The organism is Streptomyces sp. NPDC088706 (genome assembly GCF_044752765.1).
GTDB lineage: Bacteria > Actinomycetota > Actinomycetes > Streptomycetales > Streptomycetaceae > Streptomyces.
Genome location: NZ_JBIVLW010000023.1, coordinates 69,003 through 84,366, shown reverse-complemented (window position 1 = coordinate 84,366; position 15,364 = coordinate 69,003). Strand labels below are relative to the sequence as shown.

9 protein-coding genes and 1 pseudogene are annotated in these 15,364 nt (G+C 71.6%); 3 read left to right on the top strand and 7 right to left on the bottom strand.

Features of this window, described 5'->3' with window-relative positions:
- A pseudogene (locus tag ACIQAK_RS31095) lies at positions 1–134 on the top strand (galactokinase); the annotation flags it as partial.
- Here the strand turns inward: ACIQAK_RS31095 and ACIQAK_RS31090 are convergent.
- The 5 genes from ACIQAK_RS31090 to ACIQAK_RS31070 all read right to left on the bottom strand — a co-directional run bounded on the left by ACIQAK_RS31090 (position 94) and on the right by ACIQAK_RS31070 (position 8,201).
- Positions 94–1,248, bottom strand: coding sequence for a PP2C family protein-serine/threonine phosphatase (locus tag ACIQAK_RS31090; protein ID WP_366392328.1), 1,155 nt, complete (start codon positions 1,246–1,248; stop codon positions 94–96). The pseudogene ACIQAK_RS31095 and the gene ACIQAK_RS31090 sit on opposite strands and share 41 nt — an antisense overlap.
- Before the next feature lie 274 nt (positions 1,249–1,522).
- Complete coding sequence (locus ACIQAK_RS31085) at positions 1,523–2,890, bottom strand: MFS transporter (protein WP_366392327.1); 1,368 nt, start codon at positions 2,888–2,890, stop codon at positions 1,523–1,525.
- A 68-nt stretch (positions 2,891–2,958) separates the two neighbouring features.
- Entirely contained in the window at positions 2,959–3,549 is a 591-nt protein-coding gene (locus tag ACIQAK_RS31080) for a hypothetical protein (protein WP_366392326.1), read from the bottom strand.
- Positions 3,550–3,736: 187 nt separating this feature from the next.
- Positions 3,737–6,463 (bottom strand): LuxR C-terminal-related transcriptional regulator, encoded by a 2,727-nt coding sequence (locus ACIQAK_RS31075; protein WP_366392325.1) that lies wholly within the window; start codon positions 6,461–6,463, stop codon positions 3,737–3,739.
- 235 nt (positions 6,464–6,698) lie between these two features.
- Positions 6,699–8,201: a cellulose binding domain-containing protein gene (locus ACIQAK_RS31070; RefSeq protein ID WP_366392324.1), complete on the bottom strand. Its 1,503-nt coding sequence runs from the start codon at positions 8,199–8,201 to the stop codon at positions 6,699–6,701.
- A gap of 790 nt (positions 8,202–8,991) precedes the next feature.
- On the opposite strand from ACIQAK_RS31070, the gene ACIQAK_RS31065 reads away from it, so the two are divergent.
- On the top strand, positions 8,992–11,031 hold the full coding sequence (locus ACIQAK_RS31065) for a helix-turn-helix transcriptional regulator (protein ID WP_366392323.1): 2,040 nt from the start codon (positions 8,992–8,994) through the stop codon (positions 11,029–11,031).
- A 130-nt stretch (positions 11,032–11,161) separates the two neighbouring features.
- Here ACIQAK_RS31065 and ACIQAK_RS31060 read toward each other — a convergent pair whose 3' ends face one another.
- Together ACIQAK_RS31060 and ACIQAK_RS31055 are read right to left on the bottom strand one after the other, a co-directional pair.
- Positions 11,162–12,298 carry a cellulose-binding protein gene (locus ACIQAK_RS31060; protein ID WP_366392322.1) on the bottom strand — a complete coding sequence of 379 codons (1,137 nt, stop codon included), beginning with the start codon at positions 12,296–12,298 and terminating at the stop codon, positions 11,162–11,164.
- A 105-nt stretch (positions 12,299–12,403) separates the two neighbouring features.
- Complete coding sequence (locus tag ACIQAK_RS31055; protein ID WP_366392321.1) at positions 12,404–13,831, bottom strand: glycoside hydrolase family 6 protein; 1,428 nt, start codon at positions 13,829–13,831, stop codon at positions 12,404–12,406.
- A gap of 544 nt (positions 13,832–14,375) precedes the next feature.
- Between ACIQAK_RS31055 and ACIQAK_RS31050 the strand changes: the two genes are divergently transcribed.
- Positions 14,376–15,071, top strand: coding sequence for a type 1 glutamine amidotransferase domain-containing protein (locus ACIQAK_RS31050; protein WP_366392320.1), 696 nt, complete (start codon positions 14,376–14,378; stop codon positions 15,069–15,071).
- Positions 15,072–15,364: the final 293 nt, after the last annotated feature.

The following is a 15,364-nucleotide window of genomic DNA, read 5'->3' as shown; positions in this document are numbered from 1 at the left end:
CGATCGTGCTGGTGGAGGCGGCGGCGGCCGACACGGTGGCCGAGGCCGTCACCAAGGCGTTCGCCGGGGCGGGACACGCGGCACCGGGGATCTTCACCGCCGTCCCCTCGGCGGGAGCGCGCCGCCTGCACTGAAACCGCGGAGCGTGGCGGGGCGCCCTATGGCGACCATGGCGGCGTCGTCGTTCAGATGTCCGTCGACATGGTGCAGAAGGTCGCGCCGGAAGCGGCGGAGGAAGGCGTCGGGGTCGCTCTCGCGCCAGCCGGTGATGCGCTCGGCGAGCGGGTAGAAGGCACCGCTGGAGTCGCGGGCCTCGGTGACGCCGTCGGTGTACAGCAGCAGAAGGTCTCCCGGCTCGAACGGGAAGCTGTCGGCGGAGTGATCCGGAGGTGCGAGTTCGCCCAGGCCCAGCGGAGGCGCGGGATGGAGAGCGTCCATCGTCGTCGGTCGGCCCTGGCGCAGGACGACCGGCGGCGGATGCCCGCAGGAGACCATCTGGACCCGGCCGTGGTGATCGGGGATGTCCAGGATGGTGGCGGTGATGAACGTTTCTCCGACGTGGTCCGTCTCGCCCGGTTCCGTCAGGTCCCAGCACACGCTGCGTTCGAGGTAGGTCACCAGTTCGCTCAGGCTCGCCTGGCGATGGGCCGCGGTGCGGAACGCTCCGAGCAGCAGGGCCGCGTCATTGACCGCGGTCATTCCCTTGCCTCGCACGTCTCCGACGATCAGCCGGGTGCCGGACGTGGTGCGTGCCGCCGCGTAGAGATCACCGCCGATCTGCGCCTCGGCCTCGGCGGCGATGTAGAGAGAGGCGACATGCAGCGGTCCGAGCCGCCTGGGCAGCGGTGGCAGGACGACCCGCTGGGCGGCCTCGGACACGTACCGTACTTGCGTCAGCTCCTTCGCGCGCCGCTCCCGCAGCACACAGAAGATCACCAGGCTCGTTCCGACCAGTACCAGGGCGATGATCTGTGCCTCGTGATTGGCCGAGAGCAGGTCGGCAGGATCGCGCAGCACGCCGATGGTCGTCTGGGCGATCACAGCCAGTGCGGCGACCAGACCCACTGTCCGGGGCCCGCCGAACGACGGCGTGAGCGCCGGAGCCGCGACGAGCAGCGGACCCAGGTGGATGTCGGGCGGCGCGAGTACGTCGATCACGGTCACCGCGACCATCCACCCGATCGGGATGGCTGCCAACGCCCATCCCGCTCGCATCGGCCGACGAAGTCCTTCGAGACGCTGGACCATGATTCCTCTCTACACCGCCCTCGCCCGGCCCGCACCGGCTGGGACGGCCGCCGGGCGGTACGCCCACGGCTCCTCCTGGCACCCGCGTGACCAGGAACTCCTTGCCACGCGAACGTCGACGGTACGAACCAACTGTCCCGCCCGGTGTCCGGTGAGGAAGGCCTGTGCGAAGACCACGGAGAGGGGGAACTCGTCGAGCCGCACCGGCCGATGACCGCGCTGCTCCGCACGAGATCCGCCGGCGGCACTTCGCGATCTCCGGCCCACCGGCCCGTCAGTCCCGTACCGCCGGACGCCCTCGGGGGAGCAGGAACCAGGCGCAGACCAGCCCCGCGGCGAAGACGCCGGCCGCCACGGCGAATCCGAAGACCATGGCCCGCGCGGTGTCCTGGGCCCTCAGCTCCGGGCCCACCGCGTGCTCGTGGGCCAGAATGACCGCCCCGACCACCGCGAGTCCCAGCGTGCCGCCGAGTTGGCGGACGCTCTGCACGATGCCCGACGCCTGCGTGCGGTCAGCGGCCGGGACGCGGTTGAGCGCGTCCGTGTTGACCGGGGAGAAGATCAGGCCCAGGCCGAGCCCCACCAGCGCCATGCCCGGGACCTTGGAGAGGTAGGCGATGTCCGGCAGCCGGGCCGCCCAGATGATCGTGCCGAGGGTCGCGAGGGCGAGTCCGGTGAGCAGGGGCGGCCGCGAACCCGAGCGGTCGTACCAGCGGCCGGCGATCTGTGCCCCCGCCATCAGCGGCAGGATGAGCGCCAGGGACGCCAGTCCCGCGTGGACAGGGTTGTAGCGCAGGAGGTTCTGGGCGTAGAGCGAGGTGAACAGCACGATCGGCAGGAGTCCGAACTGGGTCGCCAGCAGCACCACGATGTTCCCGAGGAAGGCCCGGTGCCGCAGCAGCCTCACCTGCACCAGCGGGTCCCGCGCGCGGAGCTGACCGATGACGAAGACCGCGGTCAGCAGCAGACCCGCGGACAGGGGCAACAGCGTGTACGGGGAGGTCCACGTCCGCGCGGCGGACTGCTGGAGCGCGTAGACGGTCGTGGCGATTGAGCCGACGAGCAGCACCACGTGCCAGGGCCCTACGGTCAGGGAGGGCTGGGCCGGGTCGGCCGGGCGGGCGCGGCGCACCAGGTACAGCGCCACCACGCCCACGGGAACGTTGATCCAGAAGATCGCACGCCAGGTGACCCACTCCGTCAGCGTGCCGCCGAGCAGTGGCCCGAGGGCCAGGGACACCTGGCTGATGCCCACGTACGCACCCATGGCCCGGCCCCGTACGGCAGGGGGGAACGCGGCCATCACGATGGCGGCACCCACCGGCATCATCAGCGCGGCACCGGCCCCCTGGAGCGCCCGGGCCGCGATGAGCCAGCTCTCTCCGGGAGTCCCGGGGGGTGTGAAACCGCACAGGGCGGAGGCCGTGAGGAAGCTCAGTACGCCGATACGGAAGGTGGTGACCGGTCCGAACTTGGCGCCGAGCCGGCCGCCGAGCGCGACGGCGGCGGCCATCGCCAGGACGTAGGCGTTGACGACCCACTGCTGGCCACCGGACGAGAGCGGGAGATCCCGGGCCATGGTGGGCAGCGCCACCGTGACGATCGTCTGGTCGAGCATGATCATCGACAGTCCGGCGGTCATCGCGATCAGCGTCGTCCGACCGGCACGTGAGGAGCGCGCCGCAGAGGGCGCCGCCGCGGCGAGGATGTTCAAGACGCGGTCCCGATGTGCCGGGAACCGCCGGTGACGCGGTCGGTGTACTTGAGGCCGCAGACGACGAGCAGGACGGGGACGGCCCAGTTGAGGAGGATGTTGCCCCAGAACCCACTGCCCGACGCCTGTAGCGCACCCGCGATCAGGTGGCAGAGGGCCATCACGGAGATGATTCCGGCCCACAGCAGCGAGAGCCGTCGGTTCACACCGCGGAAGACGGGGCTTTCCCAGTACCCGCGGTCGATTCCGGCACGGGCGTACTGCTCGGTGAACGGCACGGTGAACGCGGAGACCAGCATGACCGCGGCGAGGACGAGCGCCGCGCCGCCCCGCGCGTAGTCGACCAGCAGCTCGCGCACGGGGAGGCTCGCGGCGAAACCGGTCACTGCCAGAACGCCGAACGTCATGACCCCCGCGGCGTCGATGACCTTCAACCCGTCCGCCAGAAGACCGCGCACGGCGAGGAGCAGTGAACCGGCGCAGGCGGCCAGCGCCGCGTACCCCACGGCATTCGGCCCCAGATGCTCGGCGATCGCCGAGAACAGAACCCACGGCACCAGGCCGAGCAGCAGATGGGTGGCTTTCATCGAGGTCTCCGGCGTTGTCGTCCTGAGGAACACCATCAGCATGCGAATCCCCGTGCGCGCACACATCCGTCGCATGACGGAGGGTTTCGTGACAGTGCTCCCGCCGGGCACCGCCGGCCCGGACGCGGACCCGCTCCTTCGCGGCCGTGCCGCGCCAGGAAGGTGGAGCGGCGCTGTCAGCCCGTCCTCAGGAACCGCCGGAATCCTGGGCCCGGCGGGCGGTGACGACCGCGGCGAGCTCGATGCGACTGCTCAGCGCGAGCTTCGCCAGCGTGTGGGAGACGTGGGTCTGCACCGTGCGGGGAGAGACATGAAGCGCGCGAGCGATACCGGGCCCGGAGAGGCCGGAAGCGATCAGTTCGGCGATCCGCGCCTCCGTAGGCGTCAGGGCGGCCCAGCCGCCGGCCGGCCGGCGTCGCGCGGAAGCTCCGCCCAGCCGTACGCCCACCGCGCGCAGCCTCCCCTTCACGCGGCCGGCCACACCCGAGGCACCGGTCTCCTCCGCACGCTGGAGCGCCTGCCGCCCGCAGCGCCGCGCACGGTCCTTGTCGCCGAGGGTCGCGGCGGCCACCGCGGCCTCCTCCCACGCCGCCATCTCCGTCAGGGTCTCGCCTGCCCGGTGAGCCGCCTCGGCGGCTTCCAGGGCCCGTTCCACGATCTGATCGTCCGTGCCGGTGAGGGCCTCGGCCAGCCGCACCGCCGGGGCGAGCGCCGGACTGAGCGGGCGCGGCAGCCGTACGAGGTCCCGGGCGATCACGGCCCGCAGCTCGTCGTCGGCGGCGCGTATCGCCACTCTGCTCCACTCCGGCGCCACGGTGGCCAGCCACAGGAAGCAGTGCCGCTCGGCCGCGTCCGCCCACAAGCGGCGGGCCAGCCGCGCCGCTTGTGCGTACTTCCGGCGTGCCTCCAGCAGCGCTACCCACGCACGGGCCGGCTGCGGGATGCCGAACTGCAGCGGGGCGGACCCGGATTCCCAGGCGCTGAGCCGTACGTCGGCGGCGTCCAGGTCGCCCCGCAGGACGTCGATCAGTGCGCGCGCGCCCACGGACAACGACGTCCAGGCGAGCTCTCCGGTCTCCGCCAGTTCGAGGCCGGTGTCGAAGGAGAGGGCCGCGTCGTCCAACCGTCCCGCGCTCATGTCGATGGACGCGCTCAGGAGCTGGTGGGGCGCGGCCTGCCAGTGGGCCGCCCGGTTCTCGCGCAGCCGCCGGACATCGAGCAGCGCTTCCCGCGCCGCCCGGGGACCGCCGAGGAAAAGCTCGACGAAAGGCGGCCAGATGTCGCTCGACACCCCTTCGTACGGGTCCACGCCGGTCGACATGTGGCGGCGCGAGGCCTCCCATGCGAGTTCGGCGCTCTCGTGCGGTGAGCCGGTGAGGCACAGCCGGACCGCCTCGGTGACCAGCCCCGTCAGCGTCAGCTCCAGCGGATCGGGAACGGGCGGTCGCAGGGTCAGGGGTTCCAGACCGCCGAGCTGGACGAGCTGCCGACGGTGCTCGACGAGGATGTCCCGTACACGCGGCGGCAGGAGTCCGCGCAGTGCCTCGTCCACCAGGGCCAGTGCCGCTGCGACCTCGCCCCGGACAGTGAGTGCGAAGATCAGCACGCGGCGCAGTTCGACGGTCCGCGCCGGGTCGGCGGTCATGTCCAGGGCGGTTCGCGCCGCAGCTTCGGCCCGGCGCATCTGCCCGGACCGGGCGAGGGCCCGCGATCTCCTGATCGCCAGCTCGAGGGCGGCCGCCGAGGCCCCGGACTCCACGGCAGACCCGGCAAGGAGGTCCGCTTCGACGGCGGGCGCGTGGGCCAGGTCGTCAGCGGCGTCCTGGACGGCGCTCAGGACCGCCTCCGGCGGCGCGCCCGAGGCGATCACGTGGTGGACGCGCTCCGCCGAGGGCCTCCCGCGGCGAGCGGCCGCGGCGTGCAGGACACGGCGCAGCGGCTCGGGCATGGCGCGGTCGACGGCGTCGCGGTAGCTGTCATGCGTGAAGGCGATCCGTCCGAAGGCGTCGAAGGCGACGACAGCGCGGTCGATGAGCCCCTGGACCGGTTCGACGACCGCGACGGCATCCCACCCCACGACCGCCGCGAGGTCCTCCGGTTCGACGGGCCGCCCGATGACCGCCAGCGCGCGGGCCACCTCACGGACGGGGCCCTCCCAGGTGCCGGGCGCGATCCCCACCGCGTGGTCCGGGCCGAGGAGTCCGGCCGGCCCGGCTTCACACCCGGGGAGCAGTTCGACCCGCTCGCCGCCGTCGAACGCCCCGAGGCGCGTCAGATCGTCGATCAAGGTGGTGACGTGCAGCGCGTTGTCCCGGTGCGTGAGCAGTGCCGAACGAAGGCGCGGGCCGGGCCGGCGGCCGGTGCGCTCGCGCACCAAGGCGTCGAGGTCGATCTCGTCCAACGGCGGCAGCACGAACTCGGCCACATCGGGACCGCGCAACAGGCGGGTCAGGTATTCGCGCTCAGGAGCCGGGCGTCGGGCGATCAGCAGGGCGAGCGGCAGGTCCCGGGCGGCCGACGCCATCATGTGCAGCACGGAGAGGGACGCCGCGTCGGCCTCATGGGCGTCGTCGACCGTGAGCAGGGTCGGCGACAGCGCGCACAACTCGTCGAGACGGGCCAGCAACCGGTCGTCCGCGTCGGCGGGGACCGGACGCCCGAGGTCGATGCCGAGCACCCGGCTCACCACGGAGTAAGGGCCACGATCGACGAGTTCACCGACGGCCGCGCGCCGGGTCACGACCCCGGGCCCCGCCGGAACATCGTGCAGGGTGCGGCTCTTCCCGGTGCCGACGCCGCCGGTCACGACCAGCACCGACGGTCCTGCGGTCCCGGCCGTGGCCAGGGCGCGGGCGGTGGCCTCGGTGAGGGCCGCGTCCAGCTCACGGCGGTTGCGCGGGGGTGAACCGTTCACCTGGACCACCCTAGGCGGTGCCCTGGGATCGATCGGGCAGGGTGGACCGTGGTCGGGCGACGCACCGCTGTGCGCTGTCGGACTCCGAGCGGGAGTCCGCCCGGTGCCGGTGGCCCGGGCCGGCGTGTTCGAGCGGATGCCCCGGGCCGCCCGGGCGGCGGCGGACGCCGCCGGGGGCACCGCCGGTCGGCGTCGTCACCGTCGCCGGGGATGAAAGGAGACGGCCCGCGGACGCCTACGGAGCACAGGCCCGACCGTCGACACGGACGTCGGACAGCCAGGAGCCGTGGCCGGGATCGCCTCGCAGGACGAGGCCGATCGTGAGGGGCACACCCGCGGCGGACGTGCGGTTGTAGTCCGCCGGGGTCACCGTGACCCGGTTTCCCTCCCTCGTGTGAACGCCGTTCCATGTGTAGATCGTTGCTTCGTCCGGCACACGGAACGTCACCGTCCAGTTCTGGAGGGCCCACCGAGGCGAGAGGGTCAGATTCGCCTCCACTCCCCCGTCCCAGGAGTTCGTCACGTCGAATGCCGCGGTGCAGACTCGCGGTGACGGCGGCGGTTCGTTCCGCACCTGGGAGTGGTCGGCCGCCGCGCCCGGTGTCCCGGAGCTCTCGGCGGCCGGCGACGCGGGCTGCGATGCCTTTCTTCCAGGCCTGACGTCGCCGGGGCCCTTGGAGCTGTCGGCTTCGGGCCGGCTCCGGTCGGAGGCCTGGGGGGATGGGCCGGTGTCGGACCCCGGCTTGTCCAGCAGGCGCGGCAGCGGTACGTATCGCGGGAAGGCGTTGTCCTTGACCAGGTCGAGCGAGCCCGCGACCAGCAGCATGCCGGCCACGGCACCCGCCGCCCACAGCAACGGAAGTCCCCGGTCGAAGAACGCTCCTGGCCGGTGCCGGAGCGACAGACGCGGCTCGCGCGGCTGCTTCGCGGAGTCGGCGGTGGTGTCCGCCAGTTCCCTGCGCCTCTCCGCCACGTAGGCGGGACCGTCCCAGTGGAGCACTGCCTGGGCGACCACTGTCGGCAGCAGGGTGCTGTCCGCACTCAGAAACTCGAAGTCCTCTGTGCAGTCAGGACACTGGTTCACATGTCTCTGGAGGTCCGCCGGCATGCCGGCCGGACGCTGCCGCACGGCCGCATCCAGAAGCCCGGCGTAGGAACGGCACGTGGAGTTCCGTGCCTGGTAGGAGTGTGCCAGCGAACCACGTTCACGGAACTCCGCTGTCACCCGGAGAACGTCCTGGGCGACCTGGGCACGGGAGCGTTCCAGTCGTCGAGCGACAACCGCGTCCGGCAGCCCCTCCACGCAACTCCACCAGAACAGTTCGCTGTCCGAGGCCGCGAGACCGCGCAGGCCGCTGACCGCCAGGGCTTCTTCGGTGGTCTGCCGGGCGGCGTGCTCGCGCCCGTCCTGCTCCAGCCACTCCAGCAGTCGACCGGACAGCCACGCGCGGTTCGCGGGCACGGCTGCCCATGCGACAGCCGTGTCGAGGACCGCGTTCAGTGCGACGGCGACCGTGGGAAGGCCGTCCGTCTCACATACGCCCTGCTGCGCGGTGACCCGGGAACGTTCTTCTGCCTGCCGCACAAGTCGCTCGGCCGCAGCACCGTCACGCGTGCACAACCGCGCATAGGTGAGCATGGGTCCGAACTCGCCGTCCCACAGGCCGCGGCCGATCTCCGGCAAGGGTGTCCCGCCGCCGGCGGCCCTCCGGTGGGTCTGTCGGCGCTGGGTAGCCAATTGCGACAAGATTCCTTCCCTGTGGGTCCGAGGGCACGGTGACCGCGTACCGCTCGGATGAGTGTCCGTCGAGCCAGAAACAGGTTCGCGCGCGTGTGGTGGGTGATTTCGAGCGTGGCACGCCACCACCACCTGTACAAGATCTGCTTCAAGGGCCGGTTTCCCGGCCGGGGACCGGTATGCGTCGTCCGCACGTTCCCGGCCCGTCCTCCACCGCGGGGCACCCGGGCCGGCGTCGGCGGAGTCGTTCAGGCGTAGCTGTCCACGGCTCGCCGGCGAAGCGCGGTCACCACCGGTATCGGGGCCGGCTCCCGCGGCGGCTGCGAGCCGCCGACGGCTTCCGGTGGCAGCCATCCCGCCTGGTGGGAGCAGTGGTCTGGGGCGACGGTCCCGTTCCCTCGGCGCGGCCGCCACGTACGGGACACCCTGAGCCGCTGGTCACGGCCGCTCCCTCCAGGTCCGTCCCGACGCGGACGAGGAGCGCCTGCGCCGCCGGGTCCGCGCACCCGCCGCTGTCCCGGTGGTGCGGAGGGAAGGCCGGCCGCCGCGGCCAAGTGCTCATCCGGGATGGGCGTTTGCCGCGGTTGCGGGCAGGCGTCGACCCGGGCTTCCCCATGGGGCGGCGGAAAGGGCGCGCCGGAACGGCGTTTCCGTCACACGTTCGGGCCGACCGGCGCCGATCGCTTCTGTTGGATGAGCGGTTGCGTACGAATCGCGTCTTCGCCGCCTGGCCCAGTTGTTCACTGCGTCGGGTAGACGCCGCGTTTGCCGATGACGAGGAGCAATCGCCATGAGCACGGACGACACGACCGCGTTCCTCCCGTGGATCCAGGGACCGTGGTGTGAGAGCCGGACCCGTGGATCTCTGCGCCTGGTCCCCTTCCCGCCCCGTCGGCGCGTCGTGCAGTGCCTCGCCGTGCTCGGCAGGGACGTTCCGCTGCAACGGCTCTGGTCGCTCGTCGAGCAGGACGAGGACCTGCTCGGCATCGTGGAGGCTTCCGTGGAGGCCGGATGGGTCACCTGGAGTCCCGGTGAGGGCCGGGTCGGGGTGGTCCGAGCCGTACGGGCCGACGTCATTGCGGCGATGACACCTTCCGAGGCGGAGATCGCCTACCGGTGGGCCGCCCGGTGGTCGCAGGGAGCCACCTCCTTGCTGCACCGGGCGGCGGCTGTCCGTGGAGCCGACGAGTACCTCGCCCGGCGGCTGGAGGCGGCGGCACACCGGTCGGGTGCCCAAGGACAGGTCGGAAAGGCGGCTGAACTGCTGAGCCGTGCGGCAGACATATCCGCCGACACCGCTCTGGCCGCCGGCCGTGAGACGGCGTCGACCGTGTTCGCCTTGCGAGCCCATGATCTGGCCCGGGTCCGCAGGTCGCTGTCGGTGATGCGGCAGGACGAGTACTCGACGTTTCGTCACGCGCTGGCGGGGCGCCTCGCCGTCCTGGAGAACAGGATCGAGGAGGGCGCGTCCCTGCTGGGAGAGGCATGCCGGGAACTGCGGCATGCCGGGGGGGCCGGCAGCCAGGATCTTCAGGCCGCCGTCGTGCAGTGGGCTGCCCATGCCCGGTGGCTGGCCGGCGACCCCGTGGAGAGGATCGGGCAGCAACTGAAGGAGCTGGATGCCCCTGCCCTCCGTGATCCCTACTGGGTGGGCGAACGGCAGCGGCTGGAAGCAGTCCTGACCTCGTCCGCCGAGGGACCCGCCAAGGGGCTGCGGGCGCTCGCCGCAGGCTCCGCGGTCGCGCTTTCCGCCTCGGCGGAGGTGCGCGGACGATCGGCTGTCACCGAGGCGTGGCTGCACCTGGAGACCGGTGATCTGGACCGGTGCGAGGCCGCGGCGTCCGGTGCGCTCATCGCGGTCTCCCTCGATGAGACCAGTCACGTCGCCGAGGCGGTCGCGACGATCCGCGGCCATGCACTCTGGCTGCGCGGGGCGTGGAAGCAGGCGGAGGTGTGCGGGCGCTCCGCCGCGCGTTCGTCGTCACCTCTCTGGCGGTCGCGAGGCCGGGCGCTGCTGGCACTGGTGGCGGCTTCCCGAGGAGTGGTGCAGCGGAACGCCGCCATCGGCGGGCAGGAGCCGGAGACCTCCGTCCTGGGCGCCGCGGCCCAGCTGTTCACGGCACTCGTGGCCGCCGAGGCGACCGAGGGCACCGATGGAGTCGGCCTCCTGGCCGCGGCGGAGTACCGGCTCGGCAGGGAGGTGCTGTCCGGTCCGCTGCTGCCGTGGCGGAAGGTGGAACTCGTCCGCGCGGCTACGACATCGGGGTACACCCGTCTCGCCGCCACCCTCATCACCTCGATGCGGGCCGATGCCCATGGCGCTCCGCCCTGGGTCCAGGGATGCCTGTCGTGGATGGAGGCGCTGTCCGCGGCACGCACCGGGTCCCGTGACTCGGCCGCCCGGCTCTATGCCCGAGTCGATGAGGTGGCTGCCGCGTTCGAGGCGACCGCCCCGTGGTACTACGCCCGGTACCAGGCGGATTACGCCGAGTTCCTCGCAGCCGTCGGCGACCGCCGCGCGGCGGTCGACAGGTTGCGGGCGGCACGGGCCGTCGCTGATCGGATCGGTGCGAAGACCCTGGTGAACCGGTGCGCGACAAGGCTGAGGACGCTCAGGGTGCCGATGAACGCCGACGTGTTCGGCCTGACGGCACGGGAGACCGAGGTGGCCGAGCTCGTCAGCACCGGTCTGACGAACGGGGAGGTCGCGGGGCGCCTGTTCGTCACGCCGGCAGCGGTCGCGTTCCATCTGGGCAACGTCTATCGCAAGCTGGGCGTCCGCTCGCGCTACGAGCTGCGCCGGTGGTGGAACGAACGGCACGCCGGTTGACGGCTCCGGCCCCGTGACGACGGTTGTCCGGTGCTCGGTGGCGGCGGGCGGTGGCTTGCCCTTCCGCCAGGACGCACGGTGGCCTCGGCCCTCATGGTGAGGACCGGGACCACCCCACGCGTTCGACTGTCTATTCGGTGGTGTAGGTGACGGGTGTGTAGAGGGCGGAGCAGGCCGAAGTGGTACAGCCTGGCGCCCGGAACGAGTACGCACGGCCCTGGTTGACCAGCTTGCCGTGCGCGTCGGTGATGCGCAGGCGGAAGTGGGTGCGTTCGGCGGACGTGGGCTGGATCTCGTAGCGCTGGCCGTTGTCGCCGGTCATCTTCGCCTTCTTCCAGGTTCCGTTCTCCTGGAACTCCACTCCCCTTATGCCGTCGGGCAAGTTCGTGATGATCACTGGGGTGTACCACTGGGAGGCGTTCTTCGCCAGGCCGATCTTGACGTCGCCCTGGTATCCGGGCGCTGGTATGAACCGCCAATTGATCTTCCGGTTGTTCCAGGCACCCTGAATTTCGAGGTCGCCCGTCGGCCGTCCGTCACGGGTGAAACGGGTGAGGCCGCCACGGGCGATGTCCAGGTGGTTACGGTCCGAGCGGCACCACTCGTTGGGATCACCGCAGCTGTCGGTCACCACGGCCTTCAACGTAGCGCCGTTGAACCGGTCCTGCTTCCACTGGCCGCCGCGGCAGATGCCTTGGCCCGCCGCACCGCCGTTGGCGACGGTGCAGAAGTCGCCGAGCGTGATCTCGACCCAGCGACCGCAGTTGAGACCGTTGTTCCAGACGCCGTTGATGCTGTCGGGGACGGGCACCCGCGGCAGGCTGGGGGCGAAGGCACCCGGGGTGTCGAACACGTTGAGGGCGACGAAGTTCTCGCTTTCGATCTGAGCCGGCGGCACACCGCAGCCGCCACCGTCGTCGCCGGTCTTGTCGAAGTGGGTGCCGACCCCCTGGAAGGCGTCATCCGTCGTTCCGGAGAGCGGCCGGCGGGTCTGCGGTGACGGGCTCGGCGTCGGACCGGAGGCGGGGGGTTTCCGGTGCTGCCGCGTCCTGCGCTTCCCGGGCTGCTCACCGGCGGCGGGGGTGGCGCCCGAGAGGGACGGTGTGCTGTCCGTGACGGCGCGCACGGCGGAGGAGGCGCCGGCTCTGCCCGCGTTCGCGTTGCCCGGCATCATGATGCCGGCGGCGACCGCCCCGGCGAGGACAACCACGGCGGCCGCTGTGAACGTGCGTCTGGGCAGTCTGTGGCGGCGGTTCGGCTGGTGCATGGTGATCGACCTCGATCGCTGAAGTACTTCGGGTGGCTCGTCGGTCGCGGAGGGAGAAGCGCCTTGAGGAGAGATGCCGTCCGCTACCGCAGCGTGTGTGCGCGGCTACTTCGACGAGGCGCAGGTCGCCCCGTTCAGAGTGAACTTCGGGACGGCGGCGTGCTCACCTTCGGCGACGAATCCCAGCGACAGCGTGCCACCGGGCTTCACTTCGCCGTTGTAGGGCGCGTTCGTTCCCCTGACGATGGCACCGTCCTGTTCGGTCACGACGTTCCAGGCGTTGACGAGCCGCTGACCGGGCGGCAGGGTCCATTCGACCTTCCACGAGTCCAGCGCCTTCGAGCCGTTCTTCAGCGTCACGTCCGCGCGGTAGCCGTGGTTCCAGGAGTTCGTCACCGAGAAGTCCGCGGTGCACGAGGCGGGCAGGCCTGTTCCGGGCTTCGGCGTAGGGCCGGGATCGGGCCGGTCCGGCTGCGGGGACGGGTCCTGCGAGGCCGGGGGAGAGGGCTTCTCGCTCGGAGGCACGCTCTCGACGGCTCCGTCGTCGGGGACGCTTCCCGTCCCGGCGGCCGTCGCCAGGTCGAAGGCCCGTTCGGGGACGAACTGTCCGGCGCCCGAGATGCAGCCGTCGGCCTCGCCGGGGAGCTTGACCCACAGGAAGGCATCGACGGCGGGGTCGCCGGTGGCCGTGGTGGGTGTGGCGCCGAGGGCACGCCCGGCGGGGTCGCACCATTGGGCGTCGGGTGCGGGACCGTTGCCGTTGCGGCTGGTGTCGACGACGAGGCCGAGGTGGGCCGGGCTGCCCAGGTCCCGGAGCAGACCCTTGCCGTACGTCACTTCTTCCTGGGTGCTGCGATAGTTCGAGACGTTGCTGACGAGGCCGTCCCCGTGGGTGAGGATTCCCGCGCCCTTGAGGTCGGCGGCCTTCACCGGCCAGCCGCTGTGGCCGGCGTCGTAGTAGACACGGGCCCGGGGGTTGGCCTCCTTGACCTTCGCTCCGGCGTCGGCCAGGGCCGCGAGGCGCTTGTCCTTGTCGGTGGAGTTGCAGCTGGCGGCCTGTGCGAGTGAGTCGGGCTCCATGAGCACGTAGACCTCGCGCTCCCCGAGACCGGCGGCGAAGGCGTCCATCCACGTGGCGTAGGCGGCGAAGTCCGGTGCGCCGCCGGCCGAGTGCGAACCGCAGTCGCGGTTGGGGATCATGTAGGGCACGAGCACCGCGGTCCGGTTCTTCTGGGCGGCACTGCTGGTGACCTTCTTGACGGCAGCGGTCACCGCGCTCGGATCGGCGTCGTAGACGGCGAACCAGACCGCTGCGGGTGTGTCGGCGATTTTCGCCTTGATGGTCGCGGCCTTCGGGTCGCCCGCGTTCCCCGCCACCCAGCGGGCGGCCTGGCTGTCGGGGGCGACGTAGAAGGCGGTGGCCGCCGTTGCCCGTTCTTCGGCGGCACCGGCGAACATCGTTGTGTGCACGATGAGTCCCAGTCCCCCCAACAGACCGGCCGCGCCCAATCCGACAACAGCCCGCTTCTTCATTCGACGATGGTGGGCACCCATGCCGTACTTCCTTCCTGGCTCCCGCCCTTGTCCCCACAGCCGGCGGCCCGTCGTGGTGTACGCGCGGGAACTTCCTCGGGTCAGGAGGGGCAAGGCGGACTGACGTGTGGTGGCGAATCGAAACGATAGTTCGAACGCGCCGGCCGGTCCCTGGAAGAAACAACTAGTTACCAGGCCTCGTGGCCGCGGGTGGTTCCGTGGCCGGGGCGCCTGCGGGCGCCCGCAGGAGCCGCCAACGGCTCTCCTGGCCGGCAGCGCCGGGCGCGGCGGCCACCGGCCGACGCGGCCCCCGAACATCCCGCACAGCGCCGCCTGGGTCGGCCGACGGTATTCCCTGCCGACCCATCGGAATGCCGATGCCGGGCATCGGCTTCTTCATTGGTAACCGTCCTGGGGCAGGTCTACGTTCGAGGACATCGCCGCACCGGCGATCCGCGTCTGAAGCGACAGCGTCGCAGGACGCCGGAGCGTGCGATTCCCGTCCCTGGGCCCGTGTGGGCCCACACCCTCGGAGTGACATAGCATGTCCGAGATTCTTTTTGTGATGTCCGGCGTCGACTTCTGGACGCTCGCCGACGGCACCAAGCACCCGACCGGCTTCTGGGCCGAGGAGACCGTCGCGCCGTACGAGGCGTTCAAGGCCGCCGGTCACGAGATCGTTGTCGCCGCCCCGGGTGGCGTCGTCCCCACGGTCGACAAGGCCAGCCTCGCCCCCGAGGCCAACGGCGGACAGGAGGGGGCGGACAGGATCGCCACCACCCTTGATTCCATCACCGAGCTCAAGAACCCCATCCGGCTCGAGGACGTCGACCTCGACGATTACGCGGCGGTCTTCTACCCTGGCGGACACGGCCCCATGGAGGACCGCGCCGTCGACGCCACCTCCGGCAAGCTGCTGATCGGCGCCCTCGACTCCGGCAAGCCCCTCGCGGTGATCTGCCACGCCTCGGCCGCGCTTCTCGCCGCCACGTACGCCGACGGCACCAACGCCTTCGCCGGCTACGAGGTGGCCGCTTTCACCAACGCCGAGGAGGCCCAGGCCGGCTTCGCCGACAAGGCGAAGTGGCACCTGGAGACCCGGCTGGTCGAGGCCGGCGTCGACGTCCGGGTCGGCGAGCCGTGGGCCGCGAACGTGGTCGTCGACCGCAACCTGGTCACCGGCCAGAACCCGTCCTCCTCCGCCCCGCTCGCGGTCGAGGTCCTCAAGAAGCTGGCCTGACCATGGGTACCGACCGGCTCGCACCGGCGGTACACCAGTTACGTCCGCGACGAGGACGCCCCCGTACGCCGAGCGGACGGGGGCGTCCTCGCCGCCGAGCTCGGCCTCCTCTCCCCGCATACACCCTCGTGCCGAACGGCCGGCCCACCGCGATCCGGTCCGGCCTCCTGGTGCCTCTGCGGGGCACTGCCTTCGAGCGGGGAAGCTCCACCGGGGTGGGACGGCGCCGCCGAGTCCTCGCGGCACGCGCTGCCTCCGCCACGACCTGATGACGGGACGTCCGGGCCGTGGAA

Bases quoted from the DNA above. Each gene is read 5' to 3' on its own strand.
- ACIQAK_RS31090 (WP_366392328.1), bottom strand. From the start codon at position 1,248: ATGGTCCAGCGTCTCGAAGGACTTCGTCGGCCGATGCGAGCGGGATGG.
- ACIQAK_RS31085 (WP_366392327.1), bottom strand. From the start codon at position 2,890: ATGACCGCCGGACTGTCGATGATCATGCTCGACCAGACGATCGTCACG.
- ACIQAK_RS31080 (WP_366392326.1), bottom strand. From the start codon at position 3,549: ATGAAAGCCACCCATCTGCTGCTCGGCCTGGTGCCGTGGGTTCTGTTC.
- ACIQAK_RS31065 (WP_366392323.1), top strand. From the start codon at position 8,992: ATGAGCACGGACGACACGACCGCGTTCCTCCCGTGGATCCAGGGACCG.
- ACIQAK_RS31060 (WP_366392322.1), bottom strand. From the start codon at position 12,298: ATGCACCAGCCGAACCGCCGCCACAGACTGCCCAGACGCACGTTCACA.
- ACIQAK_RS31055 (WP_366392321.1), bottom strand. From the start codon at position 13,831: ATGAAGAAGCGGGCTGTTGTCGGATTGGGCGCGGCCGGTCTGTTGGGG.
- ACIQAK_RS31050 (WP_366392320.1), top strand. From the start codon at position 14,376: ATGTCCGAGATTCTTTTTGTGATGTCCGGCGTCGACTTCTGGACGCTC.